The sequence below is a fragment of the Pseudogemmobacter lacusdianii genome (assembly GCF_030848395.1).
In the GTDB taxonomy this organism is placed as follows: Bacteria; Pseudomonadota; Alphaproteobacteria; order Rhodobacterales; family Rhodobacteraceae; genus Pseudogemmobacter; species Pseudogemmobacter lacusdianii.
Window position 1 is genome coordinate 15,915 of sequence record NZ_JAVDBT010000008.1, and the last position, 21,347, is coordinate 37,261.

The following is a 21,347-nucleotide window of genomic DNA, read 5'->3' on the forward strand; positions in this document are numbered from 1 at the left end:
GTTTGAACAACGCAATCGTCACACGTGCCGTCTTGGCTTTTGTCGCGGTTTTGGCCTTCGCCATCTCTCCGCTTTTGTTCGCAAATTTCTCAGGCTGGGAGCCGTCGCGCTTCCCGGTTGAGATTGCGCGCCATCCGATCCAACCGGCGGGCTATGCCTTCTCGATCTGGGGGCTGATCTATCTGGCGCTGGTGGTGCATGGCGCCTTCGGGCTTTTCGCCCGGCGCGAGAGCGCTGAATGGGACGCCGTGCGCCTGCCCCTGATCATCGCGGCGGCGATTGGTTTTGTCTGGATGCCGATCGCCAATGCCAGCCCGCTTTGGGGCACGCTGACGATCTGGCCGATGGCCGCCGCGGCGCTGAGCGCTTTCGTGCTGGCCGATACTGGGCAGGACCGTTGGCTCCTCTCTGGCCCCTTGGCAATCTTTGCGGGCTGGATGTCGGCGGCGGCTTGCGTCTCGACGGGCGTGTTCTTGGGTGGCTACGGGGTCTTGGCCCCCTCGACGGCGGCTTGGCTGATGGTAGCGGTGATGCTGGTGATTGCCATTTCCGTGCAGCGCTTCAAACCGGCACAGCCGCTTTATGGGCTGACCGTGATCTGGGCGCTGGTGGGCGTGGTGGTGGCCAATTGGGCTGACACGATGAACGTGGTCCTGGGCGCGAGCCTTGGCATCCTGCTGATGGCAGCCACCGTGGTTATGGCGCTGCGCGGGCGCTAAGCCCCTGCTTCCCCCGCAAAAGACAAACGGCGCGCTGATCAGCGCGCCGTTTTCATTTCAGCCTTTCGGCTTCATCTTATCTTTGTGTTTGCGCAGACGCGACGGCGTGTTGAACTTGCGGACCTTCCACGGGTTCTCGTCGCCTTGGCTGCGCAGATAAAGCCGGATCGGCGTGCCCGGCATATCGAAGTGATCGCGCAAGCCATTGACCAGATAGCGTTTGTAGCTTTCGGGCAGCTCATCGGGGCGCGAGCATTTGATCACGAAACCCGGCGGGCGGGTCTTGGCTTGGGTGATATAGCGCATCTTGATGCGATGCCCACCCGGTGCGGGCGGCGGGTGCGCCTCGGTCATGGCACCGAGCCACGAGTTCAAACGCGCCGTCGGCACACGCCGGTTCCAGACGTCATGAGCTTTCACGATGGCATCATGCAGCCGGTCAAGGCCGCGCCCGGTCTTGCCTGAGACGGTGATCAGCGGCGCGCCGCGCAACTGCGGCAAGAGACGGTCGAACATCTCTTTCAACTCGGCCAGTTTGCCCTGCTTTTCTTCCTCAAGATCCCATTTATTGACAGCAACCACCACCGCCCGACCTTCGGTCTCGGCAAAGTCTGCGATCCGCAAATCTTGGGTTTCAAACGGAATTTCAACGTCAAGCAACACGACGACGACTTCAGCGAAGCGCACCGCCCGCAGGCCATCGGCAACCGAAAGCTTTTCCAGCTTCTCCGTCACCCGCGCCTTTTTGCGCATCCCCGCCGTATCCCAAATCCGGATCGGCGTGCCTTGCCAATCGGCCCGAACCGAGATTGCGTCGCGGGTGATGCCCGCTTCCGGCCCGGTCAGCATGCGGTCTTGGCCAAGGATCTTGTTGATCAACGTGGATTTGCCCGCATTCGGGCGGCCAATCACGGCAATCTGCAACGGCTTCGACGGCGTCGCGCGATGGGCGAATTCATCGACCTCCAGCTCGGCGTCTTCTTCCGAGATATCAACCTCGATCTCAGGATTGATCTCGGCCTCACGGGCTTTGAACTCACCCTCGATCGGGCGCAGAACGTGGTAGAGGTCGTCCATCCCCTCGCCATGCTCGGCGGAAAGGCGCAACGGCTCACCCAGACCCAGCGAATAGGCCTCAAGCGCGCCCGCCTCACCGGCTTTGCCTTCAGCCTTGTTGACGCCAAGGATCACCCGCGCGCCTTTGCGGCGCAGGATCTCGGCGAAAACCTGATCCGAGGGCGTCACGCCGACCCGACCGTCCAGCAAGAAGAGGCAGACATCTGCCATATCCACCGCCCGTTCGGTCAGCCGCCGCATCCGGCCCTGAAGGGAATCGTCGGTGACCTCCTCAAGGCCAGCGGTGTCGATGATGGTGAAGCGCATGTCGAAAAGTCGCGCGTCACCCTCCCGCAAATCGCGGGTCACACCGGGCGTGTCATCGACCAGGGCGAGCTTGCGCCCGACCAGCCGGTTGAAGAGGGTCGATTTGCCCACATTGGGGCGGCCCACGATTGCGAGGGTAAAGCTCATATCAAGCGTCCGTCATCCATAAGCCCCCCGCTTACACGGGTTAGAGGCTAGCGGAAAGCCACAACCTGCCCTTTGGTCGTTACGACGTAAAGGACACCACCGGCCACAGCGGGTTGCGCTGCCGCACCGCCAGGGATTTCGGTCTGGTACACCATCGAGCCGTCGGTCGGTGAGAAGGCCGAGAGCTTCCCATCGGACGAGGCGACCCAGATCCGCTCACCCGCCAGAACCGGGCCGTAATGCGCGGTGATGGCTTGGCGTTTCTTGGGCTTGGCGTTTTCAAAATAGGGCATATCCACGGCCCAGATCAGCGAGCCATCGGCGGCATCAAGCCGCACGAGCCGCGCTTCGTCATTGACCATGAAGATCGACCCGCCAGCGATGGCCAAGGGGCCCATTGCGCCCTGCATCGCGCCCCACAGTTGCTGGCCCGAGGCCGCATCAACCGCAATGGTGCGCCCAGCACCGGTGCCTGCGTAAAGCGTCTGGCCGACCAAAGCCGCATCGCCGGTGATGTCAAAGCTGCCAGCATAGGCCCGGCCCAAGCGCTTGCCCGCGGCCGAGGAATGCCAGATCGGCGTGCCGCCGCCCGGCTTCAAAACGGCCATAAGATCGCCCGCATTCGAGGGGAAATAGACCAAGCCATCGCCCACGGTGGGCGCAGCCGCGCCAAGCCAGCCAGATTTGCCGGGTGCGCCGAAGACTTGCCAAACCACCTTGCCGGTGCCGCTGTCCAAGGCCCAAGCCGAGCCGTCGCGGCCCGAGACATAGACCCGGCCACCGTCAACCGCAGGGGCGCCAATCGCCGGTGCATCGATGCGTTGGCGCCAAATCACGCCGCCGGATTTGGCATCGAGAGCAACGACTTCGCCATAAGCGGTGGTCGCAAAGACTTGCGCGCCATTGCTGGCCAGGCCACCGCCCGAGACACCGCCGCCGGTGTCAAAGGCTGCCGTCAGATCGGCCTGCCACAAAAGTCCGCCGCCCGTCGACAATGCCGAGACGACCGCGCTCGAATCCATCGCAAAGACCCGACCGCCCGCCACCACGGGCGCGGCCGAGATGCGGTTCTTGCGGCTGTTGCTTGCGCCGATATTCGCGGCCCAAACCGCATTCGGCGCTTTCGACAAAGCGGCATGCGGCGCGACATGGCGCGCGTTGCCGTTGCGCTGCGCCCATTCGGCATTCATCTGCGCCGCCGGCAGGCTGATCGCCCGGCTCGTCGCCGCGGCGCTCTCTTGCCCCTCGGACGCCGCGCGGATCGACAGGCGTTCGCCCGGCAAGATAACCTCGCGCTCGCCACAGGCCGCCAGCAGCGTCAGCGCTGCAACGCCTGCCAAAAGCCCAAGGCGCTTGCCGCCATTCCTGCCCGAAACCAGTTTATGCGAAACTGCCACCTTGCCTGCCCTCATTCCTGTTGCCGTCCTCGGTTCAAGCGCCCGCAAAGGGATTAATCCTCGAACCCGTCGTCGATTTCTGCGGTGGGAGTGGCGGTCTCGGCCACTGGCGGCGCTTCGGGCGTACCGCCCAAAACGGTGATCATCTGCGCCGCACGGCTTTGCAGCGCGCGCGAGACGCCTTGTTCTTGGATCAAAGCCTGCAAAGCAGCGATTGCCTCGGGCGCTTTGCCCTCTTCGACCATCAGATAAGCCAGCTGTTCACGGGCCAAGGCGCTATAGGGGCGCAAAGGCTCGGCCAAGGGCTCAAGGCTGGCGCGGCGCTCGGCCACGGGCATATCGCCACCGGCCACCAAAACGCGGCGCAACACCGCCAGATCGCGGTAAGCGGGTGCCAAGCTGGCGTCGGAGATCATCCGATCCAAAGCGGCCAAAGTCGCGGCTTTGTCTTCCGCCGGATCGGCGGCTTCGATCAAGGCCAAGAGATGGGCCTGATCGCCATCGGCGCTGATCGCGGCCAAGGCGGCACGGCGATCGGCAGCATTGCCAAGGTCATAGGCTTCTAGAACGGCATCGCCAAAGGCTTCGGCCCGCGCCTCGGCTTGGGCATTGCGCCATTGCACAACACCGGTGCCGACCACGATACCGATAATCAGCACAACGCCGATCCAGCCATATTTGCGGAATACCCGGAACAGGCGGTCGCGCCGCAGTTCTTCGCTTACTTCGTCGATAAAACTGTCAGGATTGCTCACGACTTCTCCGACCTTCCTTCTTGCCCCGCAAATAAGTGGCGAGGCCAATGCTTTGGCCCGTCATCGAGGCAAAACCCTCAGACAGGCAAAACCGTCTTACAGGCAAATCTGCGGACTTGCCAAGCCCCGCACAGGTGAAGCGGCAATCCTCGCCCCCCCCGCCGCGCAAGGCGGATCACGGGCTATTTCCCCGCGAGAGCTTCGGTCAAGCGCGCGATCCATGCGTCATACCCTTCGGGCAGGGTTCCAGCGGCCTGCAGGCCTTGTAGCAGCTGCAGCGATTCCCGCTGATAGGGCGTGGCATCGGTGACATAGCTGGTGATGCGGTCCAAAGCATCTGCCACATCCAAAGTATTCCAAGGATCGCTCGGCTCTTGCGCAAGAATGCCGCGCAAAATGGCCAAAGCCTCTTCTTCGCGCTTCAGCCCTTCAGAATAAGCATTTTCGTGAAAGTAACTCTCGCCCAGCTTTTGCAGCGCATATGCGTGCTCCCGCAGTGGCTGCAACGCACCGGGCTGCTCGGCGGCCAGCGCGGCCCGCATCTCAGCCGCGCTTTGCAGCGCCGCCCGCGCCGTGGGGTAATCCTGCGCCGCCAAATGCGCCTCACCGAGCCGCAAGAGGGCCAGCGCATAGGTCCATGCGGCGCTGGTGCTCGTCGGGGCATCGGTCGAAATCTGATAGCCAACATCTGCCATCAACTGAAAGGCCCAGATCGCCGAAGGCGCATCATCGGCCCGCAAAGCCGCATCGCCGTAGCGGTTGGCCGCAACCAACCGACCCTGCTGGTAGTCCTGAACACCCGGTCGCGCGGCGATCAGCCGATCGGCAGCCGCAAGCGAGCGTTGCGCATAGTCCATCGCCTGAGTATAGGCGCCGAGCCTCGTCAACAGCTCCGACAGATCGGCGGTATAGATCATCAGGTCATAACCCGTCGGCAAATCCGATGGATCGCTATCGATCAAGGCCTGCAAGACGGTGATCGCGGCCTCGTAATGGCTGACCGCTGGTTCAGACTGGCTCATCCGCTGCAATAGCTGTGCCATCGCTATATGCGAAAACGTAATATCCAGCTGTAAGCGCCGCTGCTCGGGGTCAATCGAGGCGGTGCGCTGGCGCATCTCAAGCGCGGTCTGATGCGCGGCCAAAGCGATCTCGGGATCGCCCGCGCCCTCACTCGCCTCGGCCCATTTCTCGATGCAAAAGGCCAGATCCCGCTGCGCTTGCAGATTGCCCGGATCAACCGCCGCAATGGCCGAGCGCAGATCCCGGCAAGCGCCATAAGCCTCAAGCGCGCCGGAAAATTCATCCTCGCCCATATAAATATAGCCGACCTGCTCATGGCTGATCGACAGGTCCCGCGCCCAGATCATATTGGCTGGATCCAAGGCGACCAGCTCGGCACGCATCCCCCGCGCCGCCTCATGGTTCATCAAGGCCGAGCCGGGGTCGCCCATCCGGTGATAGACCGAGCCAACCCGCGCATACATCATCGCGGCATCGCGTTTGCGGGTGGCATTGCCGGGATCAAGCGCCAAAAGATCATCGCGGATCTTTTGCGCTTCAAGGAAGGCTGCAAGGGCCGCGTCGAGATCATCCTCGGCCAGCATCGTATCGCCCAGCCGTTCATAAGCGATCGAGAGATTGCGGCGGATCAGCGGGTCTTCAGGATGCGCCTTTTCCAGCCGCAGGGCGATTTCCAGCGTCACATCAAAGGCATCGCGCGCCCCCGCCCGGTCCCCCATCAGAACCAAAACATCGCCAATCCGCTCATGGCTGATCGAGACATCTTGGTTGTAAAGCGTGTTGTCAGGCTCCATCGCCAAGAGCGACTGGCTGAAGCTTAGGCCCTCTTGATAGGCCAAAAGTGCGCCGGGCAAATCGTTCAAAGCGGCGCGCAGATCGCCCAGAGTGTTGAGAGAAATCCCAAGATCGCGCATCAGGCTGGTGTCGTTGGGATTGGCCTTCATCTCGCGCGCGGTCAGCTCATAGGCTTGGCTATAGGCCAGCTCAGCCTCGGGCAGATGGCCTTGCTGCTGCAAAACTTGACCAACGGCGTTCCAAGCCCACATCAACTCACGCGACCAGCTGAAATCAGCGGGGCTGGCTGCGACTTGGGCCTCGGCAAAGGCGCGGCGGGTTTGATAGATGCTCAGCGCTGCATTGGTGTTGCCCGCCAAAATCTGCAAATCGCCCAAATCGCGCAGCACATCGGCATAGTCGAACCGCGTCTCGCGGTCGGGCAGATCGACCTCAACGGCCGCAAAAAGCTCCGCCGCTTTGGTCAGATCGCTGATCGCAAGATCATAGCGCAGCTCGGTGCGGGCGGCTTTGGCGTTCAGCACATGCGAGGTTGCTTCAGAGATCCGCCGCTCGGCCAGCTTTTTCTGGGTCTGAGCAATGTCTTGCGCCATCGCCGCGCCTGCCTCGGCATCAATGGCGGCGGCTTCGGTGTTCAGTGCCCGCGCCGCCTCAACCGCTCCCAAAGCCAGCTGCTCTTCGGCCTGCGTGCGCAACTCGGCCACGCGCGGATCGCTTGAGGCATAGCGCGCAAGTCCTTGCTGGAACTCAAGATATGCGGCGGCGGCTTCTAAAAGGAGGCGTTGGCGCTCTTCGGAGGATTGGCGGCCAAGATCGGCGGAAATGAGGGCGGCATAAAGCGGGGCCAGCGGCATGTTATGCGCGGCGGCGACGGCTTCGACCTCAAGCCGCAAAGCATCGGTCACCCCGGCCATCGCCAGCAAAAGCTGATCGCGCTCGGGCAGATCGCCTTGCTCGGCGATGAAGACCAACTCTGCTAAGCCGCTTTCGATATAGGGCAGCTGCTGGCCACGGCTGCGGTCATAGACATCTTGCTGCACCAAGGTGAGTGCCGATTTCAGCTCAACCCCTTTGGTGCCAAGGTGGCGCATCAGCGCGGCGGTGAAGGGCGAATTCGCCCCCGCTCCGTCCGAGGCGGTCTGACCGGGGGCGGCAGCAAAGGCAAAAAGCACGCCGTCTGAGCGGCCAATCCGGCCCAACCCCGGGCTGGGCGGCGGCAGATCGGGCGGATCGCCCGCCAAAGGCACGGCCCCGCGCCCATCGGTGGAGCCGCTCGCCCCTTGCGCGAAAGGATCATCACGACAAGCGTCCAACAGCACGATGGCCATAGGGGCGATCTCATGCAGGGCTTGGGTGATCTCTTCCAGCGGCAAAGCGCTTTCCGCCAAGGCCTGCGATGAGGCAGCATCAGCATCAGTGGGCAGAAGGTAATTCACCCCCTGCAAAGCCACGCCGTGCCCGGCATAAAAGACCAGAGCCACATCCGCACCGGCGGCATCGGTTTTGAAATCCTCAAGCGCGCGGCGCATGCGCTTGAGATCACGGTCCGCCTCAAGCCAGACCTCAAAGCCAAGGTCTTCCAGCAGGCTTTCCATCGCGCGGGCGTCATTGACCGGATTGTCCAGCTTGCGCAGGGCTTTGTAATCCTCCGTGGCGAAGACAAGCGCCACCCGCCGCTCGGCGATCGCGGCGGTGGCACAGCTGAACAGGAGGCAAAGGGCCCATAAAACGCGGCGCAGCATCATTTTGGTCCATAGGGGCAGCTGCGAGTTTGGCGTGACCGTGCTCGGCGGTCAAAGCCTTTGTCGCCAAGTCCGGCTTTCCTGACCCACGGCCAGATGCAAAAGGCGCGCAGAGTTGCCCCTGCGCGCCTTTTGTTCATCCTAGATACCGCGCTTATTGCGCCGCAATTGTCTCGGTATCGTCATCCTCGGCGCTTTGCTGCGCCCACATCGCGGCATAACGCCCCCCTTTGGCGAGCAAAGCCTCGTGGCTGCCTTGCTCGATCACCTGCCCCGCCTCGACCACCAAGATCTGGTCGGCATCGGCGATGGTGGAAAGCCTATGGGCGATCACGATCACCGAACGGCCCTGCCCCATCTCGGTCAGCGAATCTTGGATCGAACGTTCGGTCTGGGTGTCGAGCGCCGAGGTCGCCTCATCCAAGATCAGGATCGGCGGGTTCTTCAACAAGGTGCGGGCAATACCGACGCGCTGCTTCTCGCCGCCCGAAAGCTTCAAGCCACGCTCGCCCACGGTGGTGTCATAACCATCGGGCAGCGACAGGATGAAGTCATGGATCCGCGCCGCCTTCGCCGCCGCGACCACATCGGCATCGCTCGCATTGTCGCGGCCATAGGCGATATTGTAGCGAATGGTGTCGTTGAAAAGCACGGTGTCCTGCGGCACCACGCCGATCTGGGCGTGGAGTGAGCTCTGCGTCACTTCGCGGATGTCCTGACCATCGATGCGGATCGCGCCCGAGCTGACATCATAAAAGCGGAACAAGAGCCGCCCCACGGTCGATTTGCCCGAGCCGGAATGGCCGACCAAAGCCAGCTTTTGCCCCGGACCCACGCGCAAGGAAAGTCCGCGCAGGATCTCACGCTCAGGCTCGTAGGAGAAACGCACATCGTCAAAGACGATCTCGCCAGCCGTGACCTGCAAAGGCTTGGCCTCCGGCGCATCGCGCACCTCGGCTGGTTGGCCCAAAAGCCCAAACATCTGGCCCATATCGACCAAGGCCTGCCGGATCTCGCGGTAGACCGTGCCAAGGAAGTTCAACGGCATCATGATCTGGATCATATAGGCGTTGACCATGACGAAATCGCCGACCGTCAGTTGGCCCTTCTGCACGCCATTCGCGGCCAGAGCCATCACGATGACAAGGCCGATGGTGATCAGGAAGGTCTGGCCAACGTTCAGGAAAGCCAAGGTCTGGCCGGTCTTCACCGCCGCCGACTCGTAACCCTGCATGGCGCGGTCATAGCGCTGCGCCTCGCGGGTCTCGGCGTTGAAATATTTGACGGTTTCGTAGTTCAAAAGGCTGTCGATCGCCTTTTGGTTGGCATCAGTATCAAGGTCGTTCATCTCCTTGCGGATGCGCACACGCCATTCGGTGACCTTGAAGGTAAAGGCGACATAGGCGGCAATCGTTGCCACCACTGCGGCAGCGTAAACCCAGCCGAACCAGACCGCGAAGATGATGGTGACCAGCGACAGCTCAACAATCAGCGGCCCGATTGAGAAGAGCATAAAGCGGAGCAAGAAATCGACGCCCTTCACCCCCCGTTCGATGATGCGGCTTAGGCCACCGGTCTTGCGGGTGATGTGATAGCGCATCGAGAGGCGGTGGATGTGGGTGAAGGTCTCCAGCGCCAGCTTGCGCAAGGCGCGCTGGCCGACCCGGACGAAAACCGCATCGCGCAATTCGCCGAAGGCGACCGAGCCCAAGCGCGCCAGCCCGTAAGCCACCGTCAGGCCAATCGCGCCAAGCGCCAAAAGCGCGCTGGGATCATTGCCCGTCTCATTTGAGAGCGAATCCACCGCCAGCTTGTAGAAATAAGGCGTCACGATCGAGACAGCCTTGGCTGCAAAAAGCAGCAGCAAGGCCATCACCACGCGCCGCTTCACCCAAGCCTCACCTTGCGGCCAAAGATAGGGCAGCATCCGGCGGATGGTCTGCCAGCCGGACGCGCTTGCCTCAGCATTTGGTGAGGATGGAGGAACTGAGGGGGGGCTGCGACGCATGGCGGATCTGTTCTCGGGCTGTAATTTGCACAAGGGAGTAATGCAGGATGGACGGCAGCGATAGGGCGCGGAGGCTTTTAACTGCGGCTTTTTAGTTGTCTCAGCCCAAGGGATCGGCTAGGGTCAATTCAACAATACATGAATAGTTGAACTATGGACCGAAGTAAAGCCCTCGTCGTCTTTGCCGCCTTGGCGCATGAAGCGCGGCTGGATCTGATCCGGCTCTTGGTGCCTATGGGGGACCAAGGCATGGCGGCGGGTGAGATTGCCCGCAGCCTTGGCCTTGCGGCCTCGCGGCTGTCCTTTCACCTCTCAGCGATGGAGCAAGCGGGCTTGCTGGTCTCGCGCAGGGTGGCGCGCAATGTGTTTTACGCCGTCAACACCCAGCGCTTGGGCGGCGCTGTGGGCTGGCTTGTCGAAGATTGCTGCATGAAGCACCCCGGCGTGGTGGGATGCAGCCGAGGGACTGGTGGCGCACAGTCCGAGTTGGACAAGCCTGCAGAGAGCCCCGCCGAGGCAGAGACGCGCAATACGCCCAAAGGGTAAGCTTCGCTAGGCCAAGCGCCTCGGCTCCAAGGCTTAAGGCGCTGTCGGGATGGTGAAAACCTGCCCCGGATAGATCAGATCGGGGTCACGGATCGCATCACGATTGGCCTCATAGACCTGCACATACATCATCCCCTCACCGAACTGACCTTTGGCAATGGCCCAAAGGCTGTGGCCGGGCTGCACGGTGACAGAGATGCTGGCCGGCTCGGCTGGCGGCGCGGGTTCGCTCGCAACCCTGGCCACGGCAGCCGGTTCGGGGGCCAGCGCGGCAGCGACCTCTGCCGTCGCTTCAACGGCTTCGGCAACAGCGGGCTCTGCGGCAGGTTCCGCGACGGTCTCGACCTCTGGTGCGGTGATCACTGCGGCGGCAGGTTGCGCCTCGGGCGGGGCTGCCGGCGCGGGGCTGGCGGTGGCTTGCAGATCGGCCAAAGTTTCGCGCTTGAACGGCGTCTCAAAGCGGCTGGTGACCTTGCCTTCCGCATCCAGTTGATCGGCACGCAAAGTGTAGATCCCCGGAGCGGTTTCTTTCAGCGTCGTCAACCACTTGCCATTGTCCATAATCAGCACCGTTTGCAGCGGCGCATCATCGAGATAAAGCCGCACGAAAGCGCCCGGCTGACCGGTGCCGCCCAATTGCACGGCCCCGGCTTCCGTATAGGTGATCGTGTCGATATTGACCGCCGCAAGGGGCGGCTCGGCAACCGGATCCTCGGTCTCGGCAGGCGGTTCCGCCGCAGGTTCTTGCAAGACCACTGCGCCCTCATCGCTCACGAGCACAGCCAGAGGCTCTGCCTCGGCAGCGCTTTCCGCAGGCCCTACAATCGGGCCCAAAGCAATCGCAGCCCTGCCCAAAACCTCGGTGCCATCTGCAAGCTCTGCCGCGACGGTCATCAGCGCGGGTTTGGGATTGGGCGGCAAGGTAAAGAGGGCCGCAAAAGCGCCCGATGCATTGGGGCTGACCTCGGCCACCGTGGCACCATCGACCATGATCCGTACCAAAGCCGGAGGCGCTGCGCCGCCCGCGACCCGGCCCGCCACCGTCGCCGCACCATCGCCCGCAACACGCCAAGTGTCCACGCTCAGCTCGGCCACCAAAACCGGCTCTTCAACCGGCGCAACCTCCGCCGCCACTTCGACGGCTTCCGCTTCAGTCGATGGGGCCGAGTTTAAATCGGCAATCTGCGCGGGCGGCGGAGGGGCCTCGGCCCGCAGGCTTTGCCAAATGCCGTAAGAGCCGCCCGCCACGGCCAAGCCGCCAAGCCCCATCACTGCGGCGCGCCCGCCTGCCCCCAAAGCCGTCCAAAACTGCATTCTGCGCCAGTCCCCTATGCCGCAACCGCTTGATCCGCGGCTTTCCCTGACATGGGAACAAGGTTACACCCGGCTTGGCAACAGAAATTCAGGATGTGACCATGGCCAGTGCCTCAGCCCCTACCCCTGCAACTGCCCCGCTTGACGCCCCGCGCGCCGCCAACACCGCTCCCTCGATCTGCGTCTTTTGCGGTGCCCGGCCCGGCACCAACCCCGCTCATGTGACGGCGGCGCAAAGCTTTGGCAAAACCCTGGCCCGGCGCGGCTGGCGGCTGGTCTATGGTGCAGGCGATGTCGGCATCATGGGCGAAGTGGCGCGCGCGGCGCAAAACGCCGGGGCCAATTGCTTTGGCGTGATCCCGGTGCATCTGATGGGGGCCGAGCGCGGCAAGCGTGACCTCACCACTTTCGTCATCACCGAAGACATGCATGAGCGTAAAAAGGTCATGTTCATGAATTCGGATGCCATCGTCGTCCTGCCGGGCGGCGCGGGCAGCTTGGATGAGTTCTTCGAGGTGCTGACTTGGGCCCAAATCGGCCTGCACAAAAAGCCGATCCTGCTGGTGGATGTCGCAGGCTATTGGCAACCTTTGGTGGCGATGATCCAGCATATCGTGGCGGAAGGCTTCGCCGATGCCTCGCTGTTGCAGCTGTTCCAAGTGGTTCCGGATGTCGCCGCAGCCGAGGCGGCATTGGTCGCGCATTTCCCTGCCGCAAGCTGAGCGACGGACCAAAAGAAGACGGCCCGTGGTGCGATCCACGGGCCGTTTTTTATTCCCAAACAACGGCTTGGGAACAGATCTTAAAGCGTCAGCTCAGAGCTTGGCCGCCACTGCGTTCCAGTCGACCAGCTTGTCGAGGAAGTTCGTCAGGTAAGCCGGGCGCTTGTTGCGGAAGTCGATGTAGTAGGAATGCTCCCACACGTCGCAGCCCAAGAGAGCGGTTTGGCCAAAGCAGAGCGGGTTCACGCCGTTTTCCGATTTGGTGATTTTCAGCGCGCCGTCTTTGTCTTTCACCAGCCAGACCCAGCCCGAACCGAATTGGCCAGCGCCAGCAGCGGCGAAATCTTCTTTGAACTTCGCGACCGAGCCGAAAGCAGCGACCAGCGCCTCTTCCAGTTTCGCCGGGATCTCTTTGCCTTCCGGCCCCATCACTTCCCAGAAGAGGTTGTGATTCCAATGCTGCGAGGCATTGTTGAAGATACCGTTTTGCGCCACGGCGCCAGCTTGGTAGGTGCCAACCACGATCTCTTCGAGCGATTTGTTTTCCCACTCGGTGCCAGCGATCAGCTTGTTGCCGTTGTCGACATAGGCCTTGTGGTGGATGTCATGGTGGAACTCGAGCGTCTCTTTCGACATGCCGAGATCGGCCAGAGCATCATGCGCATAGGGAAGTTCGGGAAGGGTGAAGGCCATCGGACCAGCTCCTGTTGTGGGATTTCATTGACCATGAATAAGAGGGTTCAAGGCCGGAAGGTCAACCCCGCAAGGGCGGTTTTACCGCTGCCAAGCGCAGATCATCCGAAGCCAAAGCCTATCCGTTGCCCCTCTGCCTTGCCGCAAGGTCGCATAAACGGCAAAGGGCGCGGGAAATCCCCACGCCCTTACCGTCCAAGCCCTTGCAGGCATTAGATCTTTCGAAAGTTTATTCGAATTCAGAACCCGGCTGCGCCGAATGCTCCAAAAGCCCCATCACATAGCCCGCGACCGAGCGGAAGGAGACCAAAGTATAGCCGCCCTCAGCCGCCCAGAAGGCACCAGCGACTTGTGCCACACGGGTGCGGCGCAGCTCACCTTCTGCCAGTTTCGCCAGATCCGCCGGGCAAAGCTTGGCCAGCACGTCATCGGCTTTCACGCCTTCGATGCGGAAGATGGCGCGGGCATCGCTGACATCCGTGGCCAGATGATGCACGCCTTCCAAGCCCTTGGCGAGCTTGGCCATTGCCTCTTTGACCTCACCATAAGGCAGGATCAGCAGATATTCATCCGGGCTCATCCAGCCGCAACCGCGACCTGTATCGGCAGCGCCGTCCCAGACCATGCGGCGCATCTCGGGCAAGCCCGTGCCGACGGCGGCTTTCACCGCCTCGGCCAGCCCTGCCGCATCGGGCTTGGCGCGCAGTGAGATCATGCCCCAAGGGCCGATCTCACGGACTTTTGCGAAACCGTCGAACCGGGCGCCGCCCAAGGCCGAGACGGGCTGGCTTGCAAGGACCTCAGACATCTTGCTTCTCCCCTTTCGGATCCAAGAACACCGGGTCAACCACCCGCGCGCGGACCGTGCCTCCGGCCATTTTGGTGAACTCCACCACTTCGCCCATGCGCGAAGGCCCGTGCTTCAGAAGCCCCATCGCGATGCCCTTTTTCAGCACCGGCGAATAATAGGTCGAGGTGACGCGGCCTTGCACATTGCGCTGGCCGTTGGCGTTCACCCCTTCGGCCGGCACATAAGCGCCATCCTCAATGACCGAGCCGTCCAGCGTCTCAAAGCCCACCAGCTTCCAACGGTCGGGGCTGGCAAGGAAGGTCCGTTGCTGGCCACGTTTGCCAAGGAAGTCGGTCTTCTTCTTCGAGATCGCCCAATCGAGGTTGAGGTCTTGCGGGATCACCGTCCCATCGGTCTCATCCCCGATCATGACAAAGCCCTTTTCGGCCCGCATGATATGCATGGCTTCGGTGCCGTAAGGCATGACGCCTTCAGGCTGACCGGCTTCCAAAAGTGCGTTCCACAAAGCCAAGCCGTGGCTTGCCGGAACCGCGATCTCATAGGACAACTCGCCCGAGAAGCTGATCCGATGCACCCGCGCCGGAATGCCGCCCAACTCGCCATCGGCGAAGGTCATAAAGGGCATCGCCTCTTTCGAGACATCCATACCGCCCAACCGCTCCAGCACTTTACGTGCTTTCGGGCCGGCGACGGCGATCTGGGCATATTGCTCGGTGACGTTCGAGGTATAGACCTCCCAATCCCACCATTCGCATTGCAGCCAGTCTTCCATCCAACCGTGGATGCGGTCCGCACCGCCCGAGGTGGTGTGGCACAGCCAGCTGTCTTCGCTGAGGCGAATGACCACGCCGTCATCCGACAAGAAGCCCTGCTCGTTGCACATCAACCCGTAGCGGCATTTGCCGATGCCAAGGTTCGACATGACGTTGGTGTAGAGCATGTCGAGGAAGCGCCCGGCATCCTTGCCCTTGACGATGATCTTGCCCAGGGTCGAGGCGTCCAGCATCCCCACATTGCTGCGGGTGTTGAGGATCTCGCGATGCACCGCTTGCTCATGCGTCTCACCGGCGCGAGGGTAGCAATAAGGACGGCGCCACAGACCCACCGGCTCCATATAGGCGGCTTGGCCGATATGGTAGTCATGGATCGGGCTGCGGCGCAGTGGCTGGAAGATATCGCCACGGGATTCACCTGCCAAAGCGCCGATGGTGACGGGCGTGTAAGGCGGGCGGAAGGTGGTGGTGCCGACGGCCGGAATATCTTCATGCAAAGCATCAGCAAGCACGGCAAGACCGTTGATATTGCTCAACTTTCCTTGATCCGTCGCCATGCCAAGCGTGGTATAGCGCTTGGTATGCTCAACGCTGGTATAGCCCTCGCGCGCAGCCAGCTGCACGTCCGAGACCTTCACGTCGTTCTGATAGTCGAGCCACATCTTCATCTTGAGCTTCGGACCCGCGCCTTGCGGCATGATCCAAACCGGCTCCATCGCGGCTTCCGCGATGGCTTCCGCCACGGCCACCGGGGCCGAGGAGGCTTCCAGACCCAAAGCGGCCACCGCAGCAGCGCCTTGGGCAGCCGCATCGGCCAGAACCGCAGCCGCCGACAAAGCCCCGTTCGAGGCCCCTGCCGGGATCACCAAGGCCGAGCCGTCATGCGTGATCGGCGGGCGCGCGGCATCGGGGCGGAACATGCTGCATTTGCGGTCCCAAGTCAGCTTGCCGCCACAATGGCTCCACAGATGCACGACCGGCGACCAACCGCCCGACATAGCGACGCAATCGCAGGCGAGCTCGTCAAGGATCGCGCCCTCACCGGCTTGCAGGCCGATGGCGACCGAGGTGACGCGCTTGCCGCCCTTCACCTTGACGATGGCGCGACCGGCCTCGATCCGAATGCCCAGATCACGCGCCTTTTGCGGCAAAGCGCCGGTCAGTTGCGCGCGGGCATCGACGATGGCCACCACCTCAAGACCCGCCTCTTTCAGCGCAATCGCAGTGCGATAGGCGTCGTCGTTGTTGGTGACAATCACCGTGCGATCGCCGGGCGAGACGGCATAGTTCACGACATAATCGCGCACCGCCGAGGCCAGCATCACGCCGGGGATGTCATTGCCCGCAAAGGACAAGGGCCGCTCGATGGCACCTTGCGCCGCCAGCACCTTGCCGGTGCGGATGCGCCAAAGCCGCTTGCGCGGACGGCCATCGCCGGGGGTATGGTCGGCGATCTTTTCCTCGGCCAGCACATAGCCATGGTCGTAAGAGCCAAAGCCCATGCAACGCAGCTTCAGCGTGACATTCTCCATCTGCGACAGAGCCGCGACGGTGGCATCGATCCACGCCTGCGCCGGAGCGCCGTCGATCATATCGCCATCGACCGGGGCACGCCCGCCCCAATGCGCGGTTTGCTCCAAGAGAAGCACGCGGGCCCCCGCCTCAGCCGCGATGCGCGCGGCTTGCAGACCGGCGACACCGCCGCCCACGACCAGCAGGTCGCAATAGGCATAGGCCTGCTCATAGCGGTCGGCATCGCGCTCTTTCGGCGCTTTGCCAAGGCCCGCCGAGTGACGGATCACCGGCTCAAACACATGTTTCCAGAAGGGTTTCGGGAACATGAAAGTCTTGTAGTAGAAACCCGCCGGCAAGAAGCGCGAGGCATAGTTGTTCAAGACGCCCACGTCGAACTCAAGCGAGGGGAAGTGGTTCTGGCTTGCCGCTTTCAACCCGTCGAACAGCTCGGTCGTGGTGGCGCGTTGGTTCGGCTCGAACCGCGCGCCCTCGCCCATATTGATCAGCGCATTCGGCTCTTCGGCACCAGAGGCGACGATGCCGCGCGGGCGGTGATATTTGAACGACCGGCCGACCAGCATTTGGTCATTGGCCAAAAGGCCCGCGGCCAGAGTGTCACCACGGAAACCACGCATCTCTTTGCCGTTGAAGGTAAAGCTGACCGCAGCGCTGCGATCGATCAGGCGACCGCCTTTAGAGAGACGCGTGCTCATTTGAAGCCCTTCCAGTCCGGCCGCTTGGCTTTGATTTTTTCAACCAGCTCTGCCGGTGGCTCTTTGGATTGTGCAGGATAGGTGCCGAAAACCTCGAGCGTGGCGGTATCGCGGGCCGCAAGGAACCACTTGCCGCAGCCGAAGGCATGGCGCCAACGCTCAAAATGCACGCCCTTGGGGTTCTTGCGGGCGAACATATAGGCCTCGAATTCTTCATCCGAGGAGCCGGGGCCGAAGCGCGCCAGATGCGCCTCATAGCCGGGCGCAAGCTCTGTCTCTTCGGCGGCCACGCCGCAATAGGGGCAGGTGAGTATCAGCATGTCCGGTCTTTCAACACATGAAAGGCCGGGGGACGCGCGGTCCCCCAGCCTGATGACAGGTCAGCTCCCTTGCGGGAGGGATTAGTTGGGCGTTGCGTCCTCGGCTGGGACAGCCGGCACGGCAGGATCGCCGACAGGGCTTTCAGCGCCGCTTGCCGGCGGCTCGGCCACAGGGTCAGTTGCCGCCGGAGCGGTAGCGGCTGGTGCGACGACAGCGTCATTGCTGCGCATGAAAGTATAGCCACCGACAATGACAAGCAGGATGACGACGACAACGACCCAAAGGCCCGAGCTGCTCTTTGGCCGATCATCGATCGGCGGCTGGAGCGGCGGCAGATTGCGCGGGTCGCGCGGTGGCAGGCCGGGGCCGCGATTAGGTTCGAGCGCCATATGTTTCTCTCCGATGTTGCGAACACCGGAAAAACCAACGCCAAAGCCTTAGAGTTCCACGATCCCGCCAAAACGGCGGAATTTGGCCCGCCGATTTCCGAAGAATCGGCGGTTTTTTGCACCACAAATGCTTTGAGGCGCGATTTGAACATCAGTGCGCCACCCCAGCGGCGACGGATTCATCGATGAACTGGCCTTCTTTGAAGCGCCACATGTTGAAGGCCTCGGCCAAGGGGCCCGGCTCGCCTTTGGCGACCAACTCCGCCATCGCCCAGCCCGAACCCGGAATGGCCTTAAAGCCACCAGTGCCCCAACCGCAGTTGATAAAGCAATTGTGCAGCGGGGTTTTCGAAATGAGCGGCGAGCGGTCGCCGGTCATGTCAACGATACCGCCCCATTGGCGCAGCATCTTCAGACGCGACAGCATCGGGAAGGTTTCGACCAAGGCGCGCAGCGTCTCTTCGATATGGTGCCACGAGCCGCGCTGGGTGAAGTTGTTGAACCCATCGGTGCCGCCGCCAATCACCATCTCGCCCTTGTCGGACTGGCTCATATAGCCGTGCACGGTATTGGCCATCACCACGACATCCAAAGCCGGTTTGATCGGCTCGGAGACCATCGCTTGCAAAGCCACCGCTTCGATCGGCAGACGGAAGCCCGCCATCTCGGCCAACTGGCCCGAGTGACCGGCCACGACCATGCCCAGCTTGTTGCAGCCGATGAAGCCCTTGGTGGTCTCAACCCCGGTGACGGTGCCGTTCTCGGAGCGCACGCCTTTGACTTCGCAGTTTTGGATGATGTGCATGCCCATATCCGAGCAGGCCCGCGCATAGCCCCAAGCCACCGCATCGTGACGGCCGGTGCCGCCGCGCGGCTGGTAGAGCGCACCCAAGACCGGATAGCGCGGCCCATTGATATTCATGATCGGGACGATCTTTTTCACCTCTTCCGGGGTGATCCACTTCGTCTCAACGCCTTGCAGGTTGTTGGCATGCACCGTGCGCAGATAGCCGCGCACTTCGTGATGGGTCTGCGCCAGCATCATGACGCCGCGCGGGCTGAACATCACGTTATAGTTCAGATCTTGGCTCAGACCTTCGTAAAGCTGCAAAGCCTTATCATAGATCGCGGCCGAGGGATCTTGCAGATAGTTCGAGCGGATGATCGTGGTGTTGCGACCCGTATTGCCGCCGCCCAGCCAGCCCTTCTCGATAATGGCAATATTTTTGATGCCGTGGTTCTTGCCCAAGTAATAGGCAGTGGCGAGACCATGCCCCCCTGCCCCCACGATCACCACATCATATTTGGCTTTCGGCTCGGGCGAGACCCAAGCCTTCTCCCAACCGCTGTGGTAGCGCATGGCCTCTCGCGCGATTGCGAAAACCGAATAACGTTTCATCTGCTTCTCCCGACCGAGGGCCTGAGCACCCCCTATGGAACGGCAGCCAGATATATCCGCACTCTTCTGCGGCACAATCGGGAAATTTGCGACATTGCGGGGGCCGCTTTGTCGATTTTCAACCAAAGCAGCCACGCCTTGCGCCCCTGCGGCGCTTGGCCCCTTTTGCCCGCAGGCTGCTCAGGCTAAACCTGCGCAGGGCTGCGACGGCCTCCCTGCGGTAGAAACATAGGTAAGGTATGGATATCCTTTGGTTTTGGACTTTGGCGGGGGCATTGGCTTTGCTGGTCGGTGCTGGGCTTGTGCGCGGCATGTTTGGCGGCGCTAAGCTGCCCGAGGCCCAAGCCTCGCGCCAGAAAGACATTCAGATCTACCGCGACCAACTGACCGAGGTGGAGCGCGATCTGGCCCGCGGCACCCTGTCGCAAACCGAGGCTGAACGCGTCAAAGCCGAAATCGCCCGCCGCCTGATCGAGGCTGATAAAGCCGCTGGTCCAGCGATGAGCGAGGGGAAAGCCACCTCACCTTGGATCGCGGTCGCGCTGGTCGCGGGTGCAATGGCAGGCGCGCTTGTCATCTACAATCGCTTGGGCGTGCCGTGGTATCCTGACCTGCCCCTTGCCGGCCGCTTGGCGGCGGCTGATGCCGCGATGGCAAGCCGCCCCGATCAGGCCAGTGCCGAGGCGCAAGTCACCCCCCAGATCACAGAGCCGACGGGTGAATATAAAGAGCTGATCGACAAGCTCCGCGCCGCCGTTGATCCTCAAACCGCCACCGACCTGCAAGGCCTGACGCTTTTGGTGCAAAACGAAGCGGGGCTGGGCAATTTCCCCGCCGCCCGCGCCGCGCAAGCCCGGCTGATCACCGTGAAGGGCGAGGCCGCCAGCGCCGAGGACCATGCCACCTATGCCGAAATGCTGATCCTTGCAGCGGGCGGCTATGTCTCGCCGCAGGCTGAACAGGCGCTGATTGCGACTTTGTCTTTAGACCCGCAGAACGGCATGGCGCGGTATTTCTCGGGGCTGATGTTCGTGCAAGCCGGCCGCTTTGACCGCGGCTTTGTCATCTGGCAGCAACTTTTGGCCGAAAGTGCGCCCGATGCGCGCTGGATGGTGCCCTTGCGCGCCCAGATCTCGGATGTGGCAATGCGCGCCGGGGTCACGTTCGAACTGCCCGATGCGCCCGCCCTGCCCGGCCCCTCGGCCTCGGATATCGAAGCCGCCGCCGAGATGACGGCGGAAGAGCGTCAGCAGATGGTGGCCGGTATGGTCGACGGCTTGATGGCCCGGCTGGGCTCGGAAGGTGGCACGGCGGAAGAATGGGCGCGGCTCATCGGCGCGCTGGCCACTTTGGGCCGCAAAGACGAGGCCTTGGCCATCTTGACCGAGGCGCGTGAGATCTTTGGCGCCCATGCTGCCGATCTGGCGCTGATTGAAACCACGGCCAAAACCAACGGGTTGAGCGAATGATCCTTGCCGATATCACCAGCTTTGCCGAAGCCCTGCCCGCCTCGGGCGCGATCGTGGGCCTCGATTTCGGCGATAAGACCATTGGCGTCGCAATCTCGGATCTGCGTCGTCAGGTGGCGACCCCGACCGAGATCATTCGCCGGGTGAAATTCACCGAAGATGCGGCCAAGCTTTTGCAGATCATCGCCGCGCGCGAGATCCAAGGCATCGTGCTTGGCCTGCCCTTGAACATGGATGGCTCTGTCGGCCCGCGCGTGCAATCGACCCAAGCCTTTGCGCGCAATCTCACCCGGCTGACCGAACTGCCCATCGCCTTTTGGGATGAGCGTTTGTCGACCGTGGCGGCAGAAAGAGCGCTGCTTGAGGCGGATGCGTCTCGAAAACGTCGCAAAGAGGTTATTGATGCGGTCGCGGCGGGGTATATTTTACAAGGCGCGCTAGATCGCATGGCATATCAAAGGAACCAGCTTTGAAGGACGAAGACGTCTGGAAACGCGACGAAATTCAATCGCCCTGCGTCAAGCTTTGCGTTGTGCATCCCGAGGCGCGGATTTGCGTCGGCTGCTACCGCTCGATCGATGAAATCTCGGGCTGGTCGCGGATGAGCGCCGAGGCGCGGGCGCAGGTGATGACCGAGCTGCCAGCGCGCGGTGCGGGGCTTACCAAGCGCCGGGGCGGCCGGATGGCGCGGCAAACGCGGGCGGCGGAATAGC

General features: G+C 62.4%; 18 protein-coding genes. 6 read left to right on the top strand and 12 right to left on the bottom strand.

Annotation, left to right across the window (positions count from 1 at the left end; genetic code table 11):
* Positions 1 to 2: 2 nt before the first annotated feature.
* On the top strand, positions 3 to 719 hold the full coding sequence (locus Q9295_RS09535) for a TspO-related membrane protein (protein WP_306680325.1): 717 nt from the start codon (positions 3 to 5) through the stop codon (positions 717 to 719).
* 57 nt (positions 720 to 776) lie between these two features.
* On the opposite strand, the gene der is transcribed toward Q9295_RS09535, so the two are convergent.
* The 5 genes from der to Q9295_RS09560 all read right to left on the bottom strand — a co-directional run bounded on the left by der (position 777) and on the right by Q9295_RS09560 (position 9,969).
* Entirely contained in the window at positions 777 to 2,249 is a 1,473-nt protein-coding gene (gene der, locus Q9295_RS09540) for a ribosome biogenesis GTPase Der (RefSeq protein WP_306680326.1), read from the bottom strand.
* A gap of 47 nt (positions 2,250 to 2,296) precedes the next feature.
* Complete coding sequence (locus Q9295_RS09545; RefSeq protein WP_306680327.1) at positions 2,297 to 3,646, bottom strand: outer membrane protein assembly factor BamB family protein; 1,350 nt, start codon at positions 3,644 to 3,646, stop codon at positions 2,297 to 2,299.
* Between the two features lie 53 nt (positions 3,647 to 3,699).
* A complete protein-coding gene (locus Q9295_RS09550) occupies positions 3,700 to 4,401 on the bottom strand; it encodes a tetratricopeptide repeat protein (protein WP_306680328.1) in 702 nt (233 codons plus the stop codon).
* A gap of 182 nt (positions 4,402 to 4,583) precedes the next feature.
* Entirely contained in the window at positions 4,584 to 7,961 is a 3,378-nt protein-coding gene (locus Q9295_RS09555; RefSeq protein ID WP_306680329.1) for a caspase family protein, read from the bottom strand.
* 154 nt (positions 7,962 to 8,115) lie between these two features.
* The gene (locus tag Q9295_RS09560; protein WP_306680330.1) at positions 8,116 to 9,969 is read right to left on the bottom strand and encodes an ABCB family ABC transporter ATP-binding protein/permease; all 1,854 of its coding nucleotides are present in this window, start codon (positions 9,967 to 9,969) and stop codon (positions 8,116 to 8,118) included.
* A 153-nt stretch (positions 9,970 to 10,122) separates the two neighbouring features.
* Here Q9295_RS09560 and Q9295_RS09565 point away from each other — a divergent pair, with 153 nt between their 5' ends.
* Positions 10,123 to 10,515: an ArsR/SmtB family transcription factor gene (locus tag Q9295_RS09565; protein WP_306680331.1), complete on the top strand. Its 393-nt coding sequence runs from the start codon at positions 10,123 to 10,125 to the stop codon at positions 10,513 to 10,515.
* A gap of 33 nt (positions 10,516 to 10,548) precedes the next feature.
* Here the strand turns inward: Q9295_RS09565 and Q9295_RS09570 are convergent, their stop codons facing one another.
* Complete coding sequence (locus Q9295_RS09570; RefSeq protein ID WP_306680332.1) at positions 10,549 to 11,829, bottom strand: LysM peptidoglycan-binding domain-containing protein; 1,281 nt, start codon at positions 11,827 to 11,829, stop codon at positions 10,549 to 10,551.
* Positions 11,830 to 11,930: 101 nt separating this feature from the next.
* Between Q9295_RS09570 and Q9295_RS09575 the strand changes: the two genes are divergently transcribed.
* The gene (locus tag Q9295_RS09575) at positions 11,931 to 12,551 is read left to right on the top strand and encodes an LOG family protein (RefSeq protein WP_306680333.1); all 621 of its coding nucleotides are present in this window, start codon (positions 11,931 to 11,933) and stop codon (positions 12,549 to 12,551) included.
* A 93-nt stretch (positions 12,552 to 12,644) separates the two neighbouring features.
* Here the strand turns inward: Q9295_RS09575 and Q9295_RS09580 are convergent, their stop codons facing one another.
* The 6 genes from Q9295_RS09580 to Q9295_RS09605 all read right to left on the bottom strand — a co-directional run bounded on the left by Q9295_RS09580 (position 12,645) and on the right by Q9295_RS09605 (position 19,165).
* Complete coding sequence (locus Q9295_RS09580; RefSeq protein ID WP_306680334.1) at positions 12,645 to 13,244, bottom strand: superoxide dismutase; 600 nt, start codon at positions 13,242 to 13,244, stop codon at positions 12,645 to 12,647.
* Positions 13,245 to 13,473: 229 nt separating this feature from the next.
* Entirely contained in the window at positions 13,474 to 14,052 is a 579-nt protein-coding gene (locus Q9295_RS09585) for a sarcosine oxidase subunit gamma (protein WP_306680335.1), read from the bottom strand.
* Complete coding sequence (locus Q9295_RS09590) at positions 14,045 to 17,056, bottom strand: sarcosine oxidase subunit alpha family protein (RefSeq protein ID WP_306680336.1); 3,012 nt, start codon at positions 17,054 to 17,056, stop codon at positions 14,045 to 14,047. The genes Q9295_RS09585 and Q9295_RS09590 overlap by 8 nt, the downstream gene beginning before the upstream one ends.
* Positions 17,053 to 17,376, bottom strand: a complete 324-nt coding sequence (locus Q9295_RS09595) for a sarcosine oxidase subunit delta (protein WP_306680337.1) — start codon at positions 17,374 to 17,376, stop codon at positions 17,053 to 17,055. Before Q9295_RS09595 ends, Q9295_RS09590 begins: the two co-directional genes overlap by 4 nt.
* Before the next feature lie 81 nt (positions 17,377 to 17,457).
* Positions 17,458 to 17,766, bottom strand: a complete 309-nt coding sequence (locus Q9295_RS09600) for a hypothetical protein (protein ID WP_306680338.1) — start codon at positions 17,764 to 17,766, stop codon at positions 17,458 to 17,460.
* Positions 17,767 to 17,917: 151 nt separating this feature from the next.
* Entirely contained in the window at positions 17,918 to 19,165 is a 1,248-nt protein-coding gene (locus Q9295_RS09605) for a sarcosine oxidase subunit beta family protein (RefSeq protein ID WP_306680339.1), read from the bottom strand.
* A 239-nt stretch (positions 19,166 to 19,404) separates the two neighbouring features.
* Between Q9295_RS09605 and ccmI the strand changes: the two genes are divergently transcribed.
* From ccmI to Q9295_RS09620, 3 genes are read left to right on the top strand one after another with little or no spacing between them, the layout of a single operon-like run.
* Positions 19,405 to 20,634, top strand: a complete 1,230-nt coding sequence (gene ccmI, locus Q9295_RS09610) for a c-type cytochrome biogenesis protein CcmI (protein ID WP_306680340.1) — start codon at positions 19,405 to 19,407, stop codon at positions 20,632 to 20,634.
* Positions 20,631 to 21,107 carry a Holliday junction resolvase RuvX gene (ruvX, locus tag Q9295_RS09615; RefSeq protein WP_306680341.1) on the top strand — a complete coding sequence of 159 codons (477 nt, stop codon included), beginning with the start codon at positions 20,631 to 20,633 and terminating at the stop codon, positions 21,105 to 21,107. Before ccmI ends, ruvX begins: the two co-directional genes overlap by 4 nt.
* A complete protein-coding gene (locus Q9295_RS09620; protein WP_306680342.1) occupies positions 21,104 to 21,346 on the top strand; it encodes a DUF1289 domain-containing protein in 243 nt (80 codons plus the stop codon). Before ruvX ends, Q9295_RS09620 begins: the two co-directional genes overlap by 4 nt.
* The last annotated feature ends 1 nt before the right edge of the window (position 21,347 follow it).